Raw genomic sequence first — 22733 nt, 5'->3', positions numbered from 1 at the left:
ATACCTGTGTTTCTTTAATTTCGCCCTATTTGAAAATGCTTTCATGCCCTATCGTTAACCATAAGTTTATTTTTGTGTAAAAGAATACCTTACTTTCTTATTCGACTTGAAGGAGGAACAGCATGACACGCAAACACAAACCCAAAGGCCTTATCCCCAAAGTAACCGCAATGGTTCTCACTTCGGCTCTACTTGGACAAGTCATTGCCACATCCGTTTATGCCGGAGACACGCTCCCTTATACAGGTGATAGCGCCAAGGGAGTAAACCAGCCTTACCAGCATGGCTACACCGCTGCCCAGATTCTGAATTGGACACCCGAAAGTGATATCCATGGTGATCTGCTTCGTGCTCATGTACCTTTGCAGCCACGTAACGATGCCTTTGCGGCCACGCAGGCTTATCCCGAACTCAGCCCGGACACCCAGCTCTTTACGATGAGTGGCGATTATGGCAATTCATTCTTTGGCAGCACTCCTTACACCAATGAATTCAGCGAATACCTCTTTAATTATTGGCAGTACACAGACTATTACAGCTATTGGCATGGTATGGCTTCTGCTGGCGTGCCTGAGGAATTGTATGACCCCAATAAGGAATGGACGGAAAAGTACTTTGAGTTTGGCATTTTGAACATTCCGAATCCAGCGTACACCAATGCTGCACACAAAAACGGTGTCCGTTCCATCGCCAACATCTTCTTCTCAGACAATGATCGTGGACCACAAACCTACAAGCAGATGCTTGTGCAGGATGAAGAAGGGAATTTCCCTGTCGCTGCAAAGCTGGTCGAGATGGCAAAGTATTATAATTACGACGGATACTTCTTCAATCAGGAAGAGGTTGCCAAAGGCGTTGCGCCTGAAGACATCGCTTCCTACAAGAAATTCATGAAGTATTTAAGAGACGAAGGACTATATGTTCAGTGGTATGACTTCACCATCAATACAACGGGCAAAATTCAATACCAAAACCAGTTTAACGGACTCAACAGTCCTTTTGTGCAAGATTCTGCATTAGGCAGAGTCTCCGATTCGATCTTCCTGAATTACGTGTGGAACCATGACATGCTGCGAGATTCGCGCGATCATGCCCTAGATTTGGGTCTTGATCCACTGGAAACGGTATTTGCCGGTGTCGAAGGTGGAAATGACCAGTTTGGTCGTTGGAAGCAGCTCTACGATCTGCGTAACAATCTGGACGAGAACGGTCAGCCTATGAACAGTATTGCAACGCTTGGTGCTGACTTTACCCACAATGCCCTGGATGAAGAAATGGGCGATGGCAGCACGAATCATAGAGCCGAAGATGAGTACCAATGGATGACCTTTGTGCGTGACCGCGCTTGGTGGTCAGGTCCGAATCAGGACCCAACCAACGCACGCCGTACGGCATCCGTCGATCTGTCCGATGTATATGCTTCTGGTGCAAAGTGGGACGGCATCGCCGCTTACCTCACCGAACGCTCCGTTATTCATGGCTCCAATTTTGTGACCAACTTCAATACAGGCCACGGTCTGAAATATTATGAGGGCGGAACCGTCTCCAATGCAACCGAATGGTCCAATATTAATATTCAGGATATCCCGGTCACCTGGCAGTGGTGGATGGATAGTCAAGGTGACAAACTCACTGTTGACTTTGACTATGGTCCAACCTATGAAAAAGGTTCTCGTTATACGTATGATTCCGTTGGTGCGTTCACTGGCGGCAGTTCTCTTGTCGTGAACGGAAGTCTAAATGCGGACAATTTCCTTCGTCTGTACAAGACGGATCTGTCGATCAACGCCCAATCCAAACTGGAACTCACCTATAACAAACCGTCTGTCAACGACGCTTCCTCCATGTATATCGGACTGATCTTCGAGGATGAACCGACCAAAGTGGTCAAAGTCAAAGTGCCCAATTCAGGTCAGCACACGTCAGGCTGGAAGACCACTTCACTCGATCTGAGTGCATACCAAGGGAAGACTGTTGCAGCTTTTGGTCTATCCTTCGACCCTAACGGCACTACGATTGAAAAATATCAGATGAACATTGGTGAGATTCGTATATCCGACGGTTCTGCCGCCAAACCGAATGCTCCAACGGGATTCCATATTACCAAAGCACTGACCAACACCGATGAGTTGGTTGTCGAATGGGATATCGAGGACTATTCGAAGGTTAAGCAATATAATCTGTATGAGAACGGCGCTTATGTCGGCGGCGTGTATGACTCCACATTTTATATTAAAACGCTCAAACATCCCGCTGGCGAACTGTCCATTCGTGCTGTAGGCGCAGATGGTACCGAGAGTGAAGCAACCGTCCTGTCCTATGATCTGAATGCAGCTGTTCAGGACATTGATGTGAAATTCAAGAACAATGGCGATGCTATTGTCCGTTGGAAAAACCCGAAGAAGAACCAAGGTAAAGATCCGATTCAGCTTACACTCCAAACGGAGTACACGAAGGAACCTTTCACCAAGACACTTCAGGTCAAAAAAGGAAAACAGTCTGCCATTCTGACAGGCCTTCCGACCAATGGTGAACATTACGTCCTGGATATTGCCATTGGCAAACAGAATCCAGTCACAACGACCGGACAACTGGCAGATACTCAGATTACACCATATGCCAAGGAAAAGGTGACGGTAAAGGATGGAAAGTACACCCTCGCATTGCCTGATTTGGAGGATTGGTACAAAATCTATGTCTATGAAAATGAGGTGGCACGCGAATTCGGAGTAACTTACGTTTCACAGAAATTCCCTTATATCATTCGGGGCAGAACGAAGCTGAGCGAACTGACATTCACGCCTGCGTCCAGCACCAGCTCCCTGAAGCTCGTTATCGAAGATTATGCCGGCAATAAAGCAACGACAATTCTGCGATAAAAGGTCACAAGGTTAAACCGACTTCTAGGCGCCGAGAAAACAATAGAAAAATCCAGCCCTTTCGCTTCCCTACAGGAAGTCGGAAGGGCCTAATTTATGTTTGGCACTACCCTTGAACTTTCTGCTGTTCCAACAAATAAAATATATAATCGGTTGGCACACCGCTATAACCTTGCTGTCTCAACATCGCGGTCACATTGCCCCGGTGATACGTCCCGTGGTTGACAACATGCTGTAGAATGTCGGAAAAACGTGTTTCCATTTTACCGTATTTCGGATGCTCGATTGTCATTTTTTTGTCCGGGTCAGGCGTATGCCGTAGTAAATCGCGGAAACGTTCGGCAACGCTGCCAAACAGCTCCCGCATCTCATTCACGGTTTTGCCCTGTGCTTCCTCTGTCCAGCCTGAGATTTTCGGGAAAATCTCCTCGTTCGGAACTTCCGCGAGCACGAGCATATAGAGCTGTTCAAACAAGTACATATGTGCACATGTTTGTGCTAAGGATGGGAACACGCTCGTCACTTCCGCATGGAATACTTCCTTCGGGAGTTGCTCCAGGTGTGCAAACAATCGATCGTTTGCCCAAACATGATAGTCATACAGTCGGTATGGTTGTTGAAGCATCGATAAATTCACCTTTCCCTTCTTCGCATGGTTTGGCGCTTGGCTTCCTTAGAATTGACTCAATCGTATAATAAGTTCGCTGACAGCTGTTGTCAGCGAACTTCCATCCAGAAATTCAATCCGCATCGTTTTCATAATGTTTGGCGATACCGTATGCCATTTCCTGAATCCGCTGCTTCAACTCCAGTGGTTCGCGGATGCGAATGCCCGTGCCGAAGGTCATGAGATATGTCGGAAGGTACTTGTTCATCGTCGGAGCATCGATCAGAAACCGTGCCTCCCGATCGGTTCGTTCCGTCAAATAGTGGCGCAGATGCCAGTGGCCGCAAACCGCATTAAGCGTGTCAGGCTGTCCCTCAATACGGATTACCGTCAACGGTCCATCTGCCTCCCGTCTCTGGTTGGACTGCTCACAGAAAAACGCGGACGCAGAGAAAGTCTCCGGCTTGTCAAACCTAACTTCGGTTGTCTCCAGTCGTTCGATTCGTTCGACGCGAAACGTCCGCATTGCCTGCGACCGATGGCAGAACGCGACAGCGTACCATTCGTTTCGGTCATACGCTAGCCCATATGGATCGACTTCACGTTCGTAAGCCTGCTCCGCATTCGCTTTCCGATAGAAGATACGGACCGTTCGCCCGTCATTCGTCGCTTGTTCCAACTCCCGCAACAACGGAACGACTGAAGGCGGACGCGCTGAAGAGACCACGTCCAAGCTGCTCTGCTTGCGTGACAGATCGTGGCGCTGCTCCTCGTGCAGTCCATTCTCCACCTTCTTCAGCGCGTACTCCAGCTCTTGCACATAAGGATAGCCAGCACCTTGGGCAAATTTAAACGCATCCACAAGCGCCTTCAACTCTACAGCGTTAAAGAACAATGGCGTTTCCTTGAAATTTTCCAGAATATGAATACCACCATCATGGCCCGATTCCGCAACGACCGGCACGCCACTTGCGCATAATGCGTCGATATATCGATACACAGTGCGGACGCTAATCTCCAAACTGTCCGCGATCTGAGCGGCGGTGAGCTTTCTTCCGGATCTCAGCATCCAAAGCATGGACAGCATGTTATCCCATTTTGCCATCGGGAGTCCCTCTTTTCTTTGAAAGAATAAAAGGCAAGTCTCCTTTGATTTAGGTGACTCGCCTTTTAGGTGTATATTATGAATTGTTATGAAGTTCCCTTTTGTTTGCTTGCTTGCATCTGCTGGGCAAACCTCATCATCTCTTCGAACTCTTCTTCGGATACGGCATCGCCGTCGGCACCTATGTCTTGTACAATCGGAATTTCGGGTTTGGCTTTGGTTCCTTTGCCGTATGTACGGGAACGGGTTCCAGCTGCACCAGCAGCCTGTTTGCCTTTGACCTTGGCTTGGTCTCGAATGTATTGTACCGCCTTCTCATAGGAATTCACCTGCTTGAGCAGCATGTTGGAGGCAATAGCCTCAACGAAGTTACGGTTAATTCTTTGCTCGCCGCCGGATACAAGCAATGCCATCAAGTAATGAATCAGTACATTGATTACTTCACCTGGCAGCTTGTAGCTGAGGTCGATCTTCTCAAAAATGTCCACCAGGTTGTCCGGCACGGCACCAGGGAAGAACGTCTGAAGCAATCGTGTGTAGGGCTCATTACGCAGCATCATATTATATTGATGAATATCACACTTGGTCGAAAATTGCGGAGGCACTTCGACGTAATATTCCATCTGTACCACATGTTCAACAGGCGGTTCACCGGAATCCTCTTTCCGTTCAGGCTCCTCCATATGCTGTCTGAGAGCAACAACCTTCGCTGCCTGTACCGTCTGCTGCTCATGTCGCTTCTTGGTCTGTCTGAACTGCAGGCTTGCCTTGTGTTGAAGGTCATCCAGCACAAGCTGGCCTTGTGAGTTAAAGATATCATCTTCATCCAGCAAACGACATACATCCTGTACGCTGAGATTGAATTTGTTCACGACATAATTCACAATGCCGAGCTGTTCGTGATCGAACCGCAATTGCTCCACATGACGGCGATTGACCGACTCACGCGGAAAACGCAATATAATGTCGGCATAATTCAGACTGTTCTCTTCAACTGCTCCATTGATCCCGCTGCGCTGAGCCGAAGTCGACACTTCCGACAACGCCTGCTCCAGTTCATAATCGATGACATGCGTATTCAATTCAAATATATCGTAAAAAGGAACGGAAATATTCTCTTTATTCGCTGCCGGGTAAGGCGCATCACCGCTCTCTATCGCCGAAAAACCGGAACGCAGTGAGAGTACGGCGAACTTGCCAATTTTGTCACGAAGCAGCAGTGTCAAATGCTGTGTACGGAAAAATTCTGCCGGAGAGAGCGGAGGCTGCAGCTCATATTCATAAATGTAGTCGTCATTTTCCGGAATATACAGCCGTGAAGTCTGAAGCAAACCAACGGCTTCAAGCTTGGATGCCTGCTCCACCAAATACTTGCGCCCTTTCTCGCTGGGCTCAAGTCCCAGCGTCATGAACAGCCTCCGTTGCTGTTCAAGCGGCGAGTAACCGACCTGTTCACCGGGAAGATGCTGAAACAGCAATCGATACAAGCCTATCGCAAAGGCACCTACCATTGGCTGATACGCTCCGGTGAGCATGCGGTCATCCAGGGCACTAAGTCCAAACTCCCTGTATACGCAATAGCGATGATGTTCAGTATAATGGTGCAAATTCTTCATGCGCATAGCTTGATCTCCTTCTCCCCAAAAGTATGTTTATCTATTCTATCATAAATGTCCGATCCTCAAATGCTCAAAAACAGGTAAAAAACGGACCTGTTCTCGCTCCGTTTCGTCCTAGGTCGACAGCATTCACGTTTTCGTAGAGTTGCTAGATTACTATAAAAGCTACAGCCATAGAACACAAGTGAACATATGGAGAAAATGTTATACACATATATATGAGACATGTCCGAATGATCATGCACATTTTTGGGATGCATGCCAAAAAGCCTTCCCTTTGCACTCGTAAGCGTTTACGACAAAGGCAAGACCTTTATGGAAAATGCAGTACAGCGTTTGCTGCCATTTGGGTAGCTGATTAAAACATTTTGTACCCACCCAGGCGAAGTTTGCGAATGGCCCAGCCACTGATGACCGCTCCAGCAAGTCCAGCTACGCCCGTCATATAGTCTACAATATGGAAAGAACCCAGATGCGACATCAGCGATGCCGTATGATCCCATAAGGAATACACGACGACAGGCAGAATGACAATAATGAACAGATAGGAAGGAAACCAGGTTGTCTTCATCAGCATATTCAGAATGAAACCGATACCAAACATCATAACGAAAAATAACACCATCAATACCAGCACAGGTATAAACTGCATCGGGTGACGTTCACCTCTTCTTTCACTGAATCGGTTTCTCTTACTACGGATAGTAGATAGTGTACCGCAAAAAATGTGGCGAAGCAACGAACTTTCTGGACAAATTTCCCTATATTCACCTTCTCTTCATTTGCCCTTCTGCTTCCTGTTGGGATACAATGAAGACGATAAAGTACTCAACCGTCCCTTACCGGGATTTGGAAATATAACCTGCAGGAGGAATCAATTCAATGAACGAAGCCGCATCAACATTGGAGGGCTGGTACGCCCTGCATGACTTCCGCTCGATTAACTGGGCCGCCTGGAAAGCAGCCGATGATGAGGAACGCGCCGTAGCCCTGGACGAGCTTCAGGCGTTCTGGAAGGAATGGAAAGCAGTAGAGGATTCATCCAAAGGAAGCACTGTCGTATATACCGTTGTGGGACAGAAGGCTGACCTTGTCATGATGCACTTGCGTGAAACGCTGGAAGATCTGAAGGCTGTTGAGAACGCGTTCAACAAAACGATGTTTGCCCAATACACCACCAAATCATATTCTTATGTCAGTGTAGTGGAACTGAGCAATTATCTTGGCAAAGAGGGCGAAGACCCTATGCAGAACCCGGAAATCATCGCTCGTCTCAAACCGGTCCTGCCACAGCGGCAATATATCTGCTTCTACCCAATGAACAAAAAACGTGAGCTGAACGATAACTGGTACATGCTGTCGATGGACGAACGCCGTACGATGATGCGCAGCCACGGCATGATTGGCCGCAGTTACGCTGGCAAAGTGAAACAAATCATTACCGGTTCCGTTGGTTTCGATGACTGGGAATGGGGCGTTACGTTGTTTGCGGATGATGCACTTCAGTTCAAGAAGCTCGTTTACGAGATGCGCTTTGACGAAGTCAGTGCCCGTTATGGCGAATTCGGCTCGTTCTATGTGGGAAGTCTGCTGAACGAAGCAACATTGGAAGATATGCTCAAGCTGTAAATTGGATAAATCACAAAAAGCACCGCGACACCTCCATTAAGGATAGGGTCAGTGGTGCTTTTACTTTTTCGAATGAATATGAAATGTTCAATCATAAATGGATGACTCGGGTTCTTTTGAATAAACGTGATTGCTTAATCCTGATCCTCTTCATCAACCGCTTTCAGAGACTCCAAAAACTCAGCTGTTGCCCGGTCACGGTCACGTCCCTTCTCCTTAAGCCGCTCAATAGCAGGCAAAATGAGAATATCAACTTCCTTCTGAACGATATAAGCCAGATCATACTGATCCTGTTCCTCCAGATAACCGCCAACCTGCATCAGGGCGTTGTACCGATCCAGTTCTTCGCGTGTGAGTAGTCCTCTGACCTGAACACTGCAATGTCTCATCCAAAAAACCGCCCTTTCTTCAGTACCAAGGGAATGCCACCGATGATAAACAAGTACCGGAGATCCACCAGCTTTTTCAGCTGAGCCGCCTTCCATCCCTTGTATTTCTTGCCGCCTACGACAGCGATAGCTTCGCCTTTCCCCAGTGACGCAACTGTACCTTTACTTGTAAACACAAAAGGCTGTGGCTGCTTTTTACGGATGGCAGCGACAACGTTTTTGGCGCAGTTAACACCTTGCTGCATCGCGATCTGAGCTGTAGGTGGATATGGGCGCCCTTCGTTGTTGAACACCAGTGAATTGTCACCGATGACATAGACATGCTCATGCCCTGGGGCACGAAGGAATTCATCAACCTTCACCCGTCCACGCATCACTTCAAGGCCTGCCTGCTCAAGCAGGGCATTTCCCCGAATACCGCCGGTCCATACGACCGTTGCTGCATCGATTTTTTCTCCTTCGCCCACAATGACTCCGTCTGGCAGACATTGCTTGATCGGAACACCGATTTTGAAAGTAACACCTTTTTTCTTCAGCACGTTCATTGCATGCTCAACCAGTTCCGGATCAAAGCCCGGCAGAGCTGAAGGCGCTGCTTCCACATTATAGATGTGCACATTTTTGGGATTCACGTCGAATTCCTTGCATAGCTGAGGAATGCGATCCGCAAGTTCAGCCACGAATTCGACACCACTGAAACCAGCCCCACCCACAACAAAACGAATGCGGTTACGTTTATTATCGTTTTTGTACATGGCAAACTGATATTCGATATGCTCGCGAATCATTCTGACCGAGTTAATGCTGCGAATTGTCATGGCATGATCGAGCATGCCTGGAATACCGAAGGTCTCCGGTTCTCCACCCAATCCAATAATCAGATAATCATAAGATAACGTGCCATCCTCCAGAATAATCTTCCGATCCTGCAGGCGGATCTCCTTCACCGAAGATTTGACCAGATCAATCTTGAACTCGTCAATCAGCTTCGAAATCGGAACCCTTGCATGTTCAATGGTATCTGTGCCGGCAGCCGGCATATGTAGATGTGTAGTGATATAATGATAATCATGCCGGTTCACCAATGTGACATCGGCCTCGTTATAGTTCAATTCCTTCTGCAGCCGCTGGGCTGTCAGAATCCCGCCATAGCCCGCGCCGAGGATGACGATTTTGGGAATACTGCTCATGTCTATACCCCTTCCGGTTTCATTGCATCAGCCATTCGATTGTTTTGTTGTAAAAAGGCTCTTACTTACCCATATTGATGAGGTCTTATCCATTATGACGACAAATGTTAACTTCGCGAATTTATTTGAACTTTTTGCATGCAAGTTATCGATTAAAATTGTGAAATTATACACAAGATTCAACAAAACGCGGGTATTGTCTTCACATTACAAATTGAGGCTAAATTAGACAAAAAAACACATAGTACAGGTCAAGGATATCTGTATTTCTGGCAAAGATCAAGGTTTTTTTTGTTATTTTTCATAACCTTTCATTTCCAATTTCATCCTATTCTCACCTGATCTTCATCTATTGTTCCCAGATTCATCAAACTGCCAACTTTGCAACCCAGTTTACACCGTTTATAATGAGAAAGACAGTTCAGCAACAAACGCTGGTTACCATACGTACCCGGCTTTATTATTTCTGTTACCTACCTATTAAAAATAAGAAAGGTGTTGTTGATTCTTGACTGCACAAACTGCCGGTCATGACATGACCGATTTACTTATTATTGGTGGCGGCCCTGCGGGTCTGTTCGCCGCGTTTTACGGAGGGATGCGTCAGGCATCTGTTACGCTGGTTGAAAGTATGCCACAACTTGGTGGACAACTTGCCGCCCTCTATCCCGAAAAATTCATCTATGATGTAGCCGGGTTCCCAAAAGTTACTGCTCAGGAGCTGGTGAATAATCTGGTGGAGCAAATGAGCCATTTTAACCCGAACATCCGTCTTGAGGAAAAGGTTGTATCGGTTGAGAAATTAGAAGAACGTCACTTCGTCGTTAAAACTGATGTGAATGAATATCACGCCAAAGCCGTAATTATCACTGCAGGTGTGGGTGCATTTGAACCCCGTCGTCTGGAGCTTGAGGGTGCGGCCAAATTCGAAAAAAACAATCTGCACTACTTCATCAGTGACCTGAACGCCTTTGCCGGCAAAAAAGTACTGATCAGCGGTGGCGGTGACTCCGCTGTAGACTGGGCGCTTATGCTCGAGCCGATCGCTGAGCAAGTAACCCTGATCCATCGCCGCGACAAATTCCGCGCGCATGAGCACAGTGTCGAAAACCTGATGAATTCCAAGGTAAACATCGTTACACCTACCGAAATTACGGAACTTCACGGTGAAGACAGCATTACCAAGGTTACTTTGGCTCACGTCAAAACGAAGGAAACACAGGAAATTGAAGTCGATGATGTAATCGTCAATTTCGGCTTTGTCTCTTCCCTGGGACCTATCGCAGAATGGGGCATCGAAATTGATAGCAATTCCATCGTAGTCGATTCCCGCATGGAAACTTCCATTCCGGGTATCTATGCTGCCGGAGATATTACAACTTATCCAGGCAAGCTGAAGCTGATTGCTGTCGGATTTGGTGAAGCACCAACCGCAGTTAACAATGCCAAGGTTTACTTCGACCCAGACGCCAAGTTGTCCCCGGGACACAGCAGTAACATGAAGCGCTAATTCCTTATGGAATGATATAGAACATAAAAGACACAAAAAAGGGTATCTTACTCCTGAATGAATTCAATATCAGGAGGGATACCCTTGTCTTATATATGCCCGCTGTGTAACGGTCTGGTTGTACCGGAGCAGGCTTGTCCCCACTGCCTTCAGGGACTGTCAGAATGCGGCAAATTGGACGATTACACCGGACCGTACAGCCCCTACGTCATTCACACTTCCTCTGACATGGCAGACGAAGCCGAAAACGTTTGCAATCATATGATGTACTGTCACCAATGTCAGACAAGCACGCTATGGCCTGTCAATCTATGGGACATGTCCGGAAACCTGTAACATTGCCTGCAATGAGGATCTCTAGTGAAGAATGGCAGATACGTCGGTACCCAGTTTGCGCTTATGGATTTCTGCCAACAGCAGTGCGATGAAATCTCGTTCGAGATTCAACTCAATCGCCTTATGGTAGGAATCCAACAACATCTCATCGGATAACATAGCCATTTCCCGCCACAACCTTTCCTTTTTTTTCCTCAAAACTATCATATCAGAGATTTATAAAGAGAACAAGCGTTCTTGTTATCCACAATGTCATGTGGAAATCCTGTGTATAGTTTGTTGATAAATGGTAAAAATGTTGATTGATCAACGTGGATAGTGTGGACAGTATTTATACACAGGACCGCAGCCTATCGAACAGAACGATTATCAGAGCATTTTTTTTAGAATAAATTCATAGTTTCAAGAGTTGATGCGAGTAAATTACCCTTAATTGTTAAAATTCAAACGTTTTTCATTCTAGTTTCCTACTATATTAGTATCGGATTTTCTTTGGATTTTTTTAGATTTTTGAACCATTTTCATTGCGGTCTGGTGTTCACTTCCAAAATCCATATTTTCCCTGAATAATCCAGTCCATAATCGAAACCAAGCTGCCCCACACCCGGGAACTGACGTTCCATGATATTCGTACAGGTGAGTGTCAGTGAACGCATCTCGCGACGTTTATGTTTTCCTGAAATATGAGGTAGGGACAGAGCGAGCGCTCTCCTACCGGACAGCATCGTTCCTCCTTTGCTAAGATTGGTCACGACCAGCCCTGGACGAGCGAGCCGTCCCACCATAGAACGGAATACCCAGCCTCTTTCCGTCTTGACGACTTTGACTCTGTAATCGACAGGTCTGCCTTGAATGGTCGCCAAATGAATGCCTTGCTGAATCAGGTATCTCCGTCTGGCTTTTACACGGATTAGGGAGCGGTACATCTGATTAAACTGAGTAAAAGAACGGGTTATTTTCATATGGGTGTACCGATAGGTTCCTCCGCTTGCTGATACTCTAATGACACCGTAACCACCACCACCGACAACAGGTTTGATATACACCATTCCATGATGACTAAGCATGTTTAGCAGATTCCCCGAGTTGAACGCCTTCGTCTGTGGAATGTGGACAGCAGCTACCGGGTATTTCAACAGCGCCGCTGTCTTCAGCCATTTGCTTGCAAGCTGTCTCGACATGGGTTGATCTCCTTTCGTGAACAATAGTCCTTCCTTATACATACTCAACAGAAGCCGTGCTTTCTTGGATGTCTGTCCAAGGCTGGGGCCCCTTTTCCGTTGATATAGTCCATCAGCTTGGTTCAAGGCCGGAACAGGCGCCTGGTTTGCTTTTCAAACGCATCAATCTATCGTATGCTACTAAGGAATGGTTTGGAGAGGCTTAAATATGAGGATCTAAGGAGCGTTCAGAAGACATGGAATCATTTTTTAAATCACTGTACGGCGTAGCCTATTTTGCAATTTCTATCGTTCTGGTAGCCATTACGGTACTTCTATTCGTTACAGGTATTCGACTGTTTATGAAGAAAAGCAATCGCGGTTTTGCTGTAAGTTGTATTCTGTTTGCTTGTTTTATCGTCTTCATCATTGTGGTCATGCTGACCACGCCCTTCTCCTCGACGCCTCCGGGTTCACCGGAAGCCATGGCTGCCTTGCTGAAAATCGGGTAGATTAACCTCTGTAGAAGGAGATTCTTATGACACATAACGAAATACTCGGAATTATCGATATCGGCTCCAATTCCATTCGTCTGGTTATTTATGAACTCGATCAGGATGGAGCCTACCGTATCATTCATGAAGACAAATATGCCGCTCGTCTAAGCAATGTGGTTGAACAAGACGGAACCATCCTGCGACATTCACTGGACAAGGCCATTACGATTTTGCGACAATTCAGGGCTACTTGCGAAGCTTATCAAACCAAGCTTATCCGCGCTGCAGCGACGGCTGCCATTCGGAATGCAGGCAATGCTCCAGAAATTATAGGTTGGTTGGAAGCTGAAACGGGACTTACTATCGAATGTGTATCCGGTGATCAGGAAGCCTATTACGGTTTCCTTGGTGTCACCCAATCGATTGATCTCGCGGATGGTTATGTCGTGGATATTGGCGGCGGCAGTACCGAGATCACTGTATTCCGTAATCGAACAAGACTGCACAGCATCTCTCTGCCTATCGGTGCGGTTAACTCACATGCCCGTTATGGTGGGGAAGATCAGTGGACTGAAGCAAATGCGGCTGCGCTATGTAATGAAGTTATACAGGCATTGAGCGGTCTGGATTGGATCAGACAACATCCCGGACTACCTCTTATTGGACTTGGGGGCACCATGCGTACACTGGCCAAAATTGAGCAGAAGAGAACGCAATACTCATTACCGGTTACGCATCATTATGAAATCGGTGCAGAAGAGATGGAAAATATTGCTCGTTCTTTGCCACATCTAACCTCGGCACAGCGCAAGAAAGTACCCGGACTGGCTAAGGATCGTGCCGACATTATTGTTCCAGGTGTACTCATATTGCGGACGGTCTTCCGAATCATCCAGGGGGATCGTTATGTCGTGAGCGGAGCGGGATTACGGGATGGTTTGCTAAGGGATCTCCTGGCTGAAGGTAAGCCGGTCGTGCCAGATGCGCTGCGGGACAGCATTCGCAACTTCATTCATTTTGGCCCACCCATTCCGGAGAAACGCCTGAATCGGATTCACCATGATGCGCTCACCCTGTATACTGCCCTGCAAGGTAGTGCTCCCGATCCAGCAGATGCCCGGATTCTGTACACGGTCTCCATGCTGCACATGGCTGGAAAACAGATTAACTACTTCCGGTATCCCCAGCACTCGGCCTATTGGATCATGAATGCAAGCATCTACGGACTATCTCACCGGGAGACCATCCTGAGTGCCATTGCAGCCGATTATCATCCCAAAAAAAGAACGCCCCAGCTGCTGCATAAGCACAGGGACATTCTCAAGGATTCGGACGAACGGCATGCCCATCGCTTAGGCTCTCTGCTGCGCGTGACTGAAGCGATTAATCGTTCTGAAAGTATTACCGCTATAAAGGCAACAAAAGAAAACGACTCGCTGCAGATGCAATTCATCTGTACAGCCGAGCCGTTACTGGAACTCAGTGGCCTTGACGATGCCGTCAAGGATTTACAGGAAGCTTGGGGAGTTACGTTAACGCACTCCATTCAGCAGGCTTCCAAGGGATAATGCCCATCGCCTCCGTCTGACTTCTCAGCGGGGGCTTTTCATTTTGTACAAAAACATAATTGCCGCCAGGCATGAGCTCTCTGGCCTTCACATTATCCATGAGCGACAGATTCAATATGTCGACAAGCATCTTTTTCAGCTCCGGATCAAACACGGGACACATCAGTTCTATTCTTCGCTTCAAATTCCGGGTCATCCAGTCTGCGCTGGACAGATACACATCCGGGTTCCCGCTATTTTCAAAATAAAACAGTCTGGAGTGTTCCAGAAACCGATCCACGATGCTGATCACCCGAATATTCTCACTAAGTCCCTCTACCCCCGGACGCAAGCAGCATACACCGCGCACGATCAGATCGATCTGCACTCCAGCTTGAGATGCCAGATACAATTCATCAATGATATCCTGATGGGATAAGGAATTGATTTTGGCAATAATTCTGGACGGTCTTCCCTTGAAGGCATGTTCCCTTTCCCGACGAATGAGCGCGAACAGTTCATCCTTCATGCCGTCAGGGGCGACGCGGAATGCCTGCAACGCTTTGGGTCCTGAATATCCGGTAATCTCATTAAACAATTCCGATGCGTCCTCACCAATGATGGGATTGGAGGTAAACAGTCCTACATCGGTGTACACTTTGGCTGTACTTTCATTATAGTTACCTGTTCCAACATGCACGTACCTTCTCAGACCACTCTGTTCCCTGCGTACGACGAGAATAATCTTGGCATGGGTCTTTAAGCCGACCAATCCATATACGACATGACAACCTGCCTTCTCCAGCGTGCGGGCCCATGCAATATTCCGCTCTTCATCAAATCTGGCTTTTAATTCAACAACAACCGTTACCTGTTTGCCGCTCTCGGCTGCATGAGCCAGTGCAGGGATCAGACGGGAATCCCCATTCACCCGATATAACGTCATTTTGATCGCCATCACGCGTGGATCTTCCGAAGCTTCCACAATAAAGTCCGTTACCGGTTCGAACGATTCGTATGGATGATGCACGAGCACGTCCCGTTTACGCAGCAGTTCGAAGTGACTTTCCCGAGGAAGAAACTCCAGAGGATACACAGGCTGCACCGGACTATATTTCAGATGAGAGAAACCATCCAAACTATCTACAAACCCGGCCAGAAAGCTCAAATCCAGCGGTCCATCGATCTCGTACACAGGGTCTTGAATATCGAACTCTTCCTGCAGCTCCAGCAACGCATCCGGGCGAAAATCCTTGCAAATTTCCAGTCGTACTGGTGCTCCCCGGCGTCTGCGCCGCAGCTCCTTCTCGATCGCCTCAAGTAAATCCTCGGCTTCTTCTTCATTAATGGAAAGATCCGCATTGCGGGTCACCCTGAATTCCTGAACAGCCAGCGGCACATATCCGCTGAATAAGGTATGAATATGATGTTTGATGAGATCTTCGATCAAAATGAACGTTTTCTTTTTACTATTCGCCCTTAAAGGCACCTGAACCACGCGCGGCAGATTAGAGGGAACCTGAACAATAGCCAAAAATGGCTCGCCCTCCTGCTCTTCTTCCTTCTGCAGCATCACGGAAAGATATACAGACTTATTGTGTACCAGTGGGAATGGCCGGCTCGAATCGATCGCCATCGGTGTTAATACCGGAAAAATGATATCATGAAAATATTGGTCCATTGCTCGCTGTTGCGTCATATTCAGATCGGTATATTCCTGAAAATGCACGCCTTTCTTGGCGAGAAGACGAATGAGCTCCCGATAGGTTTTATATTGCTCGGCGACCATGGTCCCCGTTCGTTTAATCAATCTGCGGTACAACCCGGAAGGGGTGTAGCCCGTAAAATCCTTTTGCGTAAATCCAGCCTTGATCTTCTCTTTCGTCTCCGCTACCCTTACACTTACGAACTCGTCCAGATTACTGGCAACAATACCAAGAAACCTCATGCGTTCCAGCAGAGGTGTCGTTGGATCTTGAGCCTCCTGGAGCACACGACGATTGAATTCCACCCAACTTAAATCACGGTTAACGTAGTTACCTGTTTTGACATCTCTATGCATGTATGGCCTCCGAATTTGTTACATATCTATTCTTGGTTAGATAAATTGAACTAAAGAGTATTTACACTTTCCACTCCGATGACAGAACAACCTTCCGATCGCTGTTATCCCCAGATTTTTTTATTTCCTTTTTCAATGGAGAAAATCCGGGGATAAAGGCGAACGCTTTGCTTCTACAGGTTTTTTCTGTCCTCTCCGTTCTCGTGTAAATGTTTAGTTCAATTTTTTATAGATGCTAATATAATTGTACTATTCGTGATTGGCTACAAGCGTCAGCGTAGTGTAAACGCTATGTAAAATTTATGTAAATGATACCTCATGCCGATAACTTTTTCCATCCCTTTACAAAGAGCAGGAGACAGAGTAAAGTGATCTACAGTGTAAAATGTCCGGTTACTGTCCACATTCTAAAATTGTTTTTGTTAAAGGAGTATATAATGAAATCGAACAAACCTAGAACGTTACAAAAAAATATAGAGTTTTTCACAGCTGCACTATCCCAATGCACAGTAACTGCATGGCAGGAAGATCCGGCTGGCGTATATTGTGAAGTGGGTCGTGGCATCGTAGAGCAGATCAGCGAAGACAGCGTGAGAATTCGCAACGATAACGGTACGAAGAGCCATTATGACCGGGATATCACGATGTTCCAAACCGAAAAATAATTTTGCGTAAATATAAAAAAAGACTAGCTTTCCGGAAAAGAGTGTTGTATACTCTTGCCACAAGGAAAGGAGGTGCGTCAACATATCTAATCACATGTTGAACGTGTCCCTTACCCGATCCACTAGCTCAAAATAAACTGATTCTGGTGGAGGCGCGGGATACGGATCAAGGTTTCAAAAAGCGCCACGGGTAGAAAAGCCGTCTTCGGACGGCTTTTTGTTTTGTCTTTTTTCGGGAGAGGTTGAAAAAACAACCAAAATATTGGAAATGAACCCTGTAGCTGAGCAAACAATACTCGCTATAATTAGGTTGCAACTCAACCCATATTCGAGGAGGCATATTGTAATGTTCAAAAATGTAAGGGGTTTCAAAACATCCATCGCTCTGGTCTTTGTTTTGTTATTCACCTCCATTATGCTGCCCGCAGGTCAGCATGCCAGTGCAGCACCGAGCTTCGCCAAAGGAGCCGATATCAGTTGGGTGCCCGGGATGGAAGCGCAAGGCTACAAATGGAAAGACAAAAACGGCGTGCAGCGTGATATTATTGATATTTTGAAAAATGATTACCAGATCAATTCCGTTCGTATTCGTGTCTTTGTTAATCCTTCGAATGATTATGGAAACGGTTACATGAACAAAGATCGTGCAGCTGCTCTGGCCCTGCGTGCCAAAAATGCAGGCATGAGTGTCATGCTGACCCTGCACTACAGCGATTCCTGGGCTGACCCGGGTCAACAAACGAAACCTGCGGCCTGGAAAAACTACACGTTCCAGCAGCTGATGGACGCTGTATGGAATCACACGCGTGAAGTTATGATGGCCATGCAGAGCAAAGGTGTAACCCCGGACTGGGTACAAATCGGTAACGAAACAAGCAACGGTATGTTATGGGAAGACGGAAAAGCATCCACCAACATGAAAAATTATGCATGGCTGGTGAACACGGGCCACAATGCCGTGAAGTCCATCAGCACCAACACCAAAACAATCGTTCACTTGGCGGGCGGAGATGATAATGCCCTCTTTGTATGGAATATCGGTGGACTGATCAATAACGGTGCCAACTTTGACATGATTGCCATGTCCCTCTATCCTTCCGCTTCCGGCTGGAACACCGCTGTCACCAATGCTGTGAACAACGCCAAGGATCTGATCAACCGGTATGGTAAGGAAATTATCGTTTCTGAAATAGGCATGGATAATAATCAGGCAGCGGCAGGCAAAAGCTTCGTTGCGTCGATGAAAAACCAAATCCGCAACCTGCCTAATGGCAAAGGTAAAGGTGTATTCTACTGGGAGCCTCAGGCTACACCAGGTTATAACGGCGGGTACGGCAAAGGCGCATGGCAGTCGAATATGATGCCAACGGCAGTAATGGAAGGATTTATCGACTAAACACGGGAATAAGTGACTGGTGAGCAGCAGGTGGCCGTTACGGTTACGGATCGTTCTTTCGATCACTGTTATCCCCCGATTTTTTGAATGTCCTATTCCATAGGACAAAATCCGGGGATAAAGGCGAACGCTACCGCTTCTTCAGAATCGATTCCGTTCCCTTCACTACGTTGGCTGCTTATGAGACACTTCTAAAATGTGTTAAGTAGGAATTTGGGGTAGTAAAAAGAAAAAGCGCTACTTCCGTTGGGGAGTAGCGCCTTTTTTTGATAGTTGTAGTGAGTTTGTATGGGTAGTTGCGTTAAGCTAGTTCAGTTCGGCTAGATAGGTTAGATCGAATTCGTTGGATTGGTTTCTGTTAACTAGGAACGCTTGATGAATCTGAACGTAAATAGTCTTATCGCTCATATACTTATATAATTAAGATAAAAGATTCAGACAGCACATGTGCAACCTTATTTCAAAGGTGGGGAATATATGGGATTTTTAAAAGAATTGGGTCAGTTTGCTGGAGAAGTTACCGGAAAAGTACTTGGCGGCACCGTACGAGTGGCCGGAGAACTTACTGGGAGTCCATTCATTAAAAAAATTGGTAATGGTGTAGAAAAAGCTACGATTAATACAGGGAAAACGGTAGGACAACTTGCTAGCGGTACATATGATATGGCGAGTGGTGTGATCAGAAAAGACAATACAACGTTAGATGCGGGACTTGCCGATATTGGAGGAGCTGTTTCTAATACAGCTAAAGGCGTAGTTTTATCAGCTAAGTATGTGTATAACGGTGGCAAAGATGTGGTTGTTGGCATGAAAGACGAGGATATGGAGAGAGTAAAGCTCGGGGCCAAGAATCTAATTGCCGCTGCCGCAGTCACTACATTGGCTGTAGGACTCGTTGAGGTTGTAGAAGGTGTTGAAAGTATCGAGTCGGCAGAGTCCGTAGAATTGATAGCAAATCCAAATATAGATGATGTTACACCTCACTAGCTTCGAAAATTATTGAACTACAACTTCATAAGAAAAAATGGACGCTAATCATCATTATGATTGGCGTCCATTTTTCATCTTTCAGTTCAATTCAATTACTTCACTTCGCCTACAACCGTAAAGCGTTCGTTCTGATGCTGCGGGTTCTCGATCTCATCAATCAAAGCGATGGCATAGTCAGCATAGCTGATGTAGCTGTTGCCTTCACTGTTCATCAGAATCTGATCTTTACCCGATTGATATTTGCCTGTGCGTACACCCTCTGGATTAAAAAATCCCGCCGGGCTAAGGAACGTCCACTGGATACCTGAAGAAGCTTGCAGATCCTGCAAGTTTTTACCCTGGTTGGTTGCTGTTGCTTTGTATGCATCAGGGAATCCTGGAGAATCGACTACTCGCAATGTTTTTGTTTCATCCGTGAACAGACTGCCTGCACCACCAACAACGATCAGACGAGTATTCGGCGCCTCTTTCAGAATGTTAATCAAGGCTTGTCCTGCCTCTACATGCAGATTCTCTTTCCCGGCAGGTGCACCGAATGCATTAACGATCACGTCGAATGATTTGGCATCCTCTGCCGTGAGGTCGAATACATCCTTTTCAAGTACATTCAGACTTTTATCTTCTACCTTAGATGCATTACGAACGATTGCTGTCACTTCATGCCCTCTATCCAACGCTTCTTTCAAAATCAAATTACCTGCTTTGCCTGTCGCGCCAATGATTCCAATCTTCATCATAATCTCTCCTTTGTGATTAGGCTCTGTTAAATTTCATAATGTAACTATATTAGTTACAACATAAATTGTCAACTTCACCTCTCTATAAAAAGCGTCCAGGTTCCCCCTTAATATGAACAACCAAAGTACATACCAAACCACCACGCAAAAAAAGACCTCCATAACGTAATTAGTACAAGACTAATCCGCTATAGAGGTCGCGATTCACAACTATTAACAATCTTTATCCGGTACGCCTGCTTCTTCTCTCGTACGGAAGGATGAACCACAGCCGCATGTTGCTACTGCGTTGGGGTTATGAATGGTGAAACCGCCGGACATACCGGATTCTTCAAAATCAATTTCCAGTCCATTCAAATACTTCAGGTTTTCCTTCTCTACAACAACCTTCATATTCTGAATATCCATATAGAGGTCCTCATCGGACTCTTTATCGTCAAAGCCCATGGCGTACGAAAATCCGGTACAACCTCCCGGTGCTACGCCCAGACGCAAGAACATACCAGGTGTCTCTTGCTGTGCAAGCATTTCTTTCAATCTGTCTGCAGCTGTTTCGCTGATGCTAATCATGCCAGGTCACTCTCCTTTTTTCATATAAAATCATGTTCAAAAAGGGCGCTTTTCAGTACCAAGAAGATAGGATGAAGATAGAAATGGAGTAGCGGAGCGTAGGCAAAACTACGTGAGCAACGGACATTTCGGCTGAATCCCATATTCGACGCTGAGATGCCGCTAGGCATCCTTCGTAATCAAAAGCGTACTTTTTGAACAAACTTTCGTTAACTCTTCTTTAAATTATACTCCACCCCGTCAAGGGGCTCAAGTCATCTTTGCCTGTTTCCGCGTTCCCCCTTAACTCCTTTTTCTTCCCAGTGTATTGAACCCCCGGGACACGAGGTTTATAATGAGTAGGTGATCGCTTTGAAATGTCGATATTTTGTCATGACTTATTCGAGTGTTGATCATATATAGAGTTGTAATTTTTTTCACATTTCGAGACTGTTCGCAGTCCCCAATGCATATAGAGTCACAAGACTCATTTTGATGAAAAATTTGCTTTACGTACGCAGCGAAGGCTGCACCGGGTAAATAAGAGTTAGTCCATAATAAGAAGCGGCAGATGACCGCATCTTTTCTATGTAGTTCTGTAAGTAAGTCCTACACACAACTCGATTCCGGTTAAGAATAGGAGGATACAACATGTCTACATTGGTAACACCGTTCACAGACAAAAGAATGGCTGAAATCATTGAGAAAGTGCAGAACGGCGTAAGGCTGACCGTAGAAGACGGCGTTTATCTGTATGAATCGGATGATCTGCTGACTTTGGGCCAACTGGCCAATGAGGCCAACCTGCGTAAGAATGGCAAGAAAGTTTATTTTATTGAAAACATGAGCCTTTATTTTACTAACGTATGTGAAGCTCACTGCGCTTTCTGTAACTTCCGCAAAGATCAGGGCGAAGAAGGCTCTTACACGTTGTCCGGTCAGGAAATGATTGATTACGTAGAACAGCATATTCACCCAGGTGTACGCGAGTTCCATATTGTAGGCGGACATAACAACCATGTTCCTTTTCAATATTATGTCGATTCCTTGCGTGCTTTAAACGAGAAATATCCGGACGTTACGCTGAAAGCCTACACAGCGGCCGAGATTGATTTCTTCACTCGCATCAGCGGACTGAGCATCAAGGAAGTACTACAAGAACTGCAAAAAGCAGGTCTGAAATCACTGACTGGTGGCGGCGCTGAGATCCTGTCCGATGAATACCGCAAAAAAATGCGCGTAAACAAAGCGAACGTTGACCGTTATCTGGAAGTGCACCGTACTGCTCATCATCTGGGCATGCGCACCCATACCACGATGCTTTATGGATCCATTGAGTCCTATGAAGATCGTGTCAACCATATGGTACAGATTCGTGAATTGCAAGATGAAACCAATGGATTTATGGTCTTTATCCCGCTTTCCATGCAGCCGAAAAGCAAAAACGCCAGCATCATGCGTCGTAACTCTGCATACGAGGATCTCAAAACGATTGCGATCAGCCGTCTGATGCTGGATAACATTGATCATATCAAAGCCTACTTCATCAACATTGGTCCACAGCTGACTCAAGTCGCTCTGGGATTCGGCGCTTCGGATGCACACGGCACAATCGTTCGCGAACGGATTAGTCATGCAGCAGGTGCACTAACGCCTGAAGGACTTACCCGCAAAGAGCTTATTTGGTTAATTAAGGGTGCTGGACGCATTCCGGTAGAACGTGATACGTTCTACAATGAAATTCAAGTGTACGAATAACATGTAGCATGAGCATCATTCCCATAAGCGACTTTCATTCTACCCGGGAGCGTTTGGCATGGAGTGGTGCAGATTGCTGAAGCATATCTGTAATTTTAAATGCCTATT

General features: G+C 46.4%; 21 protein-coding genes. 10 read left to right on the top strand and 11 right to left on the bottom strand.

What is annotated here, in order from left to right; all coding sequences use genetic code 11:
- Positions 1-122 precede the first annotated feature (122 nt).
- Complete coding sequence (locus tag HW560_RS11165; protein ID WP_179263081.1) at positions 123-2879, top strand: endo-beta-N-acetylglucosaminidase; 2757 nt, start codon at positions 123-125, stop codon at positions 2877-2879.
- Positions 2880-2985: 106 nt separating this feature from the next.
- On the opposite strand, the gene HW560_RS11160 is transcribed toward HW560_RS11165, so the two are convergent.
- The 4 genes from HW560_RS11160 to HW560_RS11145 form a co-directional block, all read right to left on the bottom strand.
- On the bottom strand, positions 2986-3504 hold the full coding sequence (locus tag HW560_RS11160; RefSeq protein WP_179263079.1) for a DinB family protein: 519 nt from the start codon (positions 3502-3504) through the stop codon (positions 2986-2988).
- A gap of 115 nt (positions 3505-3619) precedes the next feature.
- The gene (locus HW560_RS11155; RefSeq protein WP_179263077.1) at positions 3620-4591 is read right to left on the bottom strand and encodes a helix-turn-helix transcriptional regulator; all 972 of its coding nucleotides are present in this window, start codon (positions 4589-4591) and stop codon (positions 3620-3622) included.
- A gap of 86 nt (positions 4592-4677) precedes the next feature.
- Positions 4678-6213 carry a replication initiation and membrane attachment family protein gene (locus tag HW560_RS11150; protein ID WP_090904510.1) on the bottom strand — a complete coding sequence of 512 codons (1536 nt, stop codon included), beginning with the start codon at positions 6211-6213 and terminating at the stop codon, positions 4678-4680.
- 355 nt (positions 6214-6568) lie between these two features.
- Entirely contained in the window at positions 6569-6862 is a 294-nt protein-coding gene (locus HW560_RS11145) for a YuiB family protein (protein ID WP_053783239.1), read from the bottom strand.
- A 230-nt stretch (positions 6863-7092) separates the two neighbouring features.
- Between HW560_RS11145 and hemQ the strand changes: the two genes are divergently transcribed.
- Entirely contained in the window at positions 7093-7839 is a 747-nt protein-coding gene (gene hemQ, locus HW560_RS11140; protein ID WP_090904511.1) for a hydrogen peroxide-dependent heme synthase, read from the top strand.
- A 134-nt stretch (positions 7840-7973) separates the two neighbouring features.
- Here the strand turns inward: hemQ and HW560_RS11135 are convergent, their stop codons facing one another.
- Positions 7974-8228: a hypothetical protein gene (locus tag HW560_RS11135; protein WP_024632648.1), complete on the bottom strand. Its 255-nt coding sequence runs from the start codon at positions 8226-8228 to the stop codon at positions 7974-7976.
- Positions 8225-9418, bottom strand: a complete 1194-nt coding sequence (locus tag HW560_RS11130; RefSeq protein WP_090904512.1) for an NAD(P)/FAD-dependent oxidoreductase — start codon at positions 9416-9418, stop codon at positions 8225-8227. The genes HW560_RS11135 and HW560_RS11130 overlap by 4 nt, the downstream gene beginning before the upstream one ends.
- A gap of 535 nt (positions 9419-9953) precedes the next feature.
- On the opposite strand from HW560_RS11130, the gene HW560_RS11125 reads away from it, so the two are divergent.
- Together HW560_RS11125 and HW560_RS11120 are read left to right on the top strand one after the other, a co-directional pair.
- Positions 9954-10928 carry an NAD(P)/FAD-dependent oxidoreductase gene (locus tag HW560_RS11125; RefSeq protein WP_218834998.1) on the top strand — a complete coding sequence of 325 codons (975 nt, stop codon included), beginning with the start codon at positions 9954-9956 and terminating at the stop codon, positions 10926-10928.
- Between the two features lie 84 nt (positions 10929-11012).
- A complete protein-coding gene (locus HW560_RS11120; protein ID WP_143067092.1) occupies positions 11013-11264 on the top strand; it encodes a hypothetical protein in 252 nt (83 codons plus the stop codon).
- A gap of 21 nt (positions 11265-11285) precedes the next feature.
- On the opposite strand, the gene HW560_RS11115 is transcribed toward HW560_RS11120, so the two are convergent.
- A complete protein-coding gene (locus HW560_RS11115; protein ID WP_017692430.1) occupies positions 11286-11429 on the bottom strand; it encodes a sporulation histidine kinase inhibitor Sda in 144 nt (47 codons plus the stop codon).
- Between the two features lie 356 nt (positions 11430-11785).
- Positions 11786-12445, bottom strand: coding sequence for a YheC/YheD family protein (locus tag HW560_RS11110; RefSeq protein ID WP_090904513.1), 660 nt, complete (start codon positions 12443-12445; stop codon positions 11786-11788).
- Between the two features lie 236 nt (positions 12446-12681).
- Here HW560_RS11110 and HW560_RS11105 point away from each other — a divergent pair, with 236 nt between their 5' ends.
- Both HW560_RS11105 and HW560_RS11100 read left to right on the top strand, forming a co-directional pair.
- Complete coding sequence (locus HW560_RS11105; RefSeq protein WP_090904514.1) at positions 12682-12936, top strand: hypothetical protein; 255 nt, start codon at positions 12682-12684, stop codon at positions 12934-12936.
- A gap of 26 nt (positions 12937-12962) precedes the next feature.
- Complete coding sequence (locus HW560_RS11100) at positions 12963-14489, top strand: Ppx/GppA phosphatase family protein (RefSeq protein ID WP_090904515.1); 1527 nt, start codon at positions 12963-12965, stop codon at positions 14487-14489.
- Here HW560_RS11100 and ppk1 read toward each other — a convergent pair.
- Complete coding sequence (ppk1, locus tag HW560_RS11095; protein WP_090904516.1) at positions 14449-16530, bottom strand: polyphosphate kinase 1; 2082 nt, start codon at positions 16528-16530, stop codon at positions 14449-14451. The genes HW560_RS11100 and ppk1 overlap by 41 nt on opposite strands.
- A gap of 437 nt (positions 16531-16967) precedes the next feature.
- Between ppk1 and HW560_RS11090 the strand changes: the two genes are divergently transcribed.
- The 3 genes from HW560_RS11090 to HW560_RS11080 all read left to right on the top strand — a co-directional run bounded on the left by HW560_RS11090 (position 16968) and on the right by HW560_RS11080 (position 19578).
- Entirely contained in the window at positions 16968-17195 is a 228-nt protein-coding gene (locus tag HW560_RS11090) for a hypothetical protein (RefSeq protein ID WP_072735535.1), read from the top strand.
- Positions 17196-17541: 346 nt separating this feature from the next.
- Positions 17542-18591 (top strand): glycoside hydrolase family 53 protein, encoded by a 1050-nt coding sequence (locus HW560_RS11085; protein ID WP_090904517.1) that lies wholly within the window; start codon positions 17542-17544, stop codon positions 18589-18591.
- A 477-nt stretch (positions 18592-19068) separates the two neighbouring features.
- A complete protein-coding gene (locus HW560_RS11080; RefSeq protein ID WP_090904518.1) occupies positions 19069-19578 on the top strand; it encodes a hypothetical protein in 510 nt (169 codons plus the stop codon).
- 95 nt (positions 19579-19673) lie between these two features.
- On the opposite strand, the gene HW560_RS11075 is transcribed toward HW560_RS11080, so the two are convergent.
- On the bottom strand, positions 19674-20315 hold the full coding sequence (locus tag HW560_RS11075) for an NAD(P)-dependent oxidoreductase (RefSeq protein ID WP_090904519.1): 642 nt from the start codon (positions 20313-20315) through the stop codon (positions 19674-19676).
- A 216-nt stretch (positions 20316-20531) separates the two neighbouring features.
- A complete protein-coding gene (locus HW560_RS11070) occupies positions 20532-20888 on the bottom strand; it encodes a HesB/IscA family protein (RefSeq protein ID WP_064635713.1) in 357 nt (118 codons plus the stop codon).
- 630 nt (positions 20889-21518) lie between these two features.
- On the opposite strand from HW560_RS11070, the gene mqnE reads away from it, so the two are divergent.
- Positions 21519-22625 carry an aminofutalosine synthase MqnE gene (gene mqnE, locus HW560_RS11065; RefSeq protein WP_090904520.1) on the top strand — a complete coding sequence of 369 codons (1107 nt, stop codon included), beginning with the start codon at positions 21519-21521 and terminating at the stop codon, positions 22623-22625.
- The last annotated feature ends 108 nt before the right edge of the window (positions 22626-22733 follow it).

The organism is Paenibacillus sp. E222, assembly GCF_013401555.1.
Classification (GTDB): domain Bacteria; phylum Bacillota; class Bacilli; order Paenibacillales; family Paenibacillaceae; genus Paenibacillus.
This window is presented reverse-complemented; position numbering and strand designations above follow the sequence as displayed.

Excerpts from the sequence above, each read along its gene's own strand:
- HW560_RS11165 (WP_179263081.1), top strand. The coding sequence starts at position 123 with ATGACACGCAAACACAAACCCAAAGGCCTTATCCCCAAAGTAACCGCA.
- HW560_RS11160 (WP_179263079.1), bottom strand. The coding sequence starts at position 3,504 with ATGCTTCAACAACCATACCGACTGTATGACTATCATGTTTGGGCAAAC.
- HW560_RS11155 (WP_179263077.1), bottom strand. The coding sequence starts at position 4,591 with ATGGCAAAATGGGATAACATGCTGTCCATGCTTTGGATGCTGAGATCC.
- HW560_RS11150 (WP_090904510.1), bottom strand. The coding sequence starts at position 6,213 with ATGCGCATGAAGAATTTGCACCATTATACTGAACATCATCGCTATTGC.
- HW560_RS11145 (WP_053783239.1), bottom strand. The coding sequence starts at position 6,862 with ATGCAGTTTATACCTGTGCTGGTATTGATGGTGTTATTTTTCGTTATG.
- hemQ (WP_090904511.1), top strand. The coding sequence starts at position 7,093 with ATGAACGAAGCCGCATCAACATTGGAGGGCTGGTACGCCCTGCATGAC.
- HW560_RS11135 (WP_024632648.1), bottom strand. The coding sequence starts at position 8,228 with ATGAGACATTGCAGTGTTCAGGTCAGAGGACTACTCACACGCGAAGAA.
- HW560_RS11130 (WP_090904512.1), bottom strand. The coding sequence starts at position 9,418 with ATGAGCAGTATTCCCAAAATCGTCATCCTCGGCGCGGGCTATGGCGGG.
- HW560_RS11125 (WP_218834998.1), top strand. The coding sequence starts at position 9,954 with ATGACCGATTTACTTATTATTGGTGGCGGCCCTGCGGGTCTGTTCGCC.
- HW560_RS11115 (WP_017692430.1), bottom strand. The coding sequence starts at position 11,429 with ATGGCTATGTTATCCGATGAGATGTTGTTGGATTCCTACCATAAGGCG.
- HW560_RS11110 (WP_090904513.1), bottom strand. The coding sequence starts at position 12,445 with ATGTCGAGACAGCTTGCAAGCAAATGGCTGAAGACAGCGGCGCTGTTG.
- HW560_RS11105 (WP_090904514.1), top strand. The coding sequence starts at position 12,682 with ATGGAATCATTTTTTAAATCACTGTACGGCGTAGCCTATTTTGCAATT.
- HW560_RS11100 (WP_090904515.1), top strand. The coding sequence starts at position 12,963 with ATGACACATAACGAAATACTCGGAATTATCGATATCGGCTCCAATTCC.
- ppk1 (WP_090904516.1), bottom strand. The coding sequence starts at position 16,530 with ATGCATAGAGATGTCAAAACAGGTAACTACGTTAACCGTGATTTAAGT.
- HW560_RS11090 (WP_072735535.1), top strand. The coding sequence starts at position 16,968 with ATGAAATCGAACAAACCTAGAACGTTACAAAAAAATATAGAGTTTTTC.
- HW560_RS11085 (WP_090904517.1), top strand. The coding sequence starts at position 17,542 with ATGTTCAAAAATGTAAGGGGTTTCAAAACATCCATCGCTCTGGTCTTT.
- HW560_RS11080 (WP_090904518.1), top strand. The coding sequence starts at position 19,069 with ATGGGATTTTTAAAAGAATTGGGTCAGTTTGCTGGAGAAGTTACCGGA.
- HW560_RS11075 (WP_090904519.1), bottom strand. The coding sequence starts at position 20,315 with ATGAAGATTGGAATCATTGGCGCGACAGGCAAAGCAGGTAATTTGATT.
- HW560_RS11070 (WP_064635713.1), bottom strand. The coding sequence starts at position 20,888 with ATGATTAGCATCAGCGAAACAGCTGCAGACAGATTGAAAGAAATGCTT.
- mqnE (WP_090904520.1), top strand. The coding sequence starts at position 21,519 with ATGTCTACATTGGTAACACCGTTCACAGACAAAAGAATGGCTGAAATC.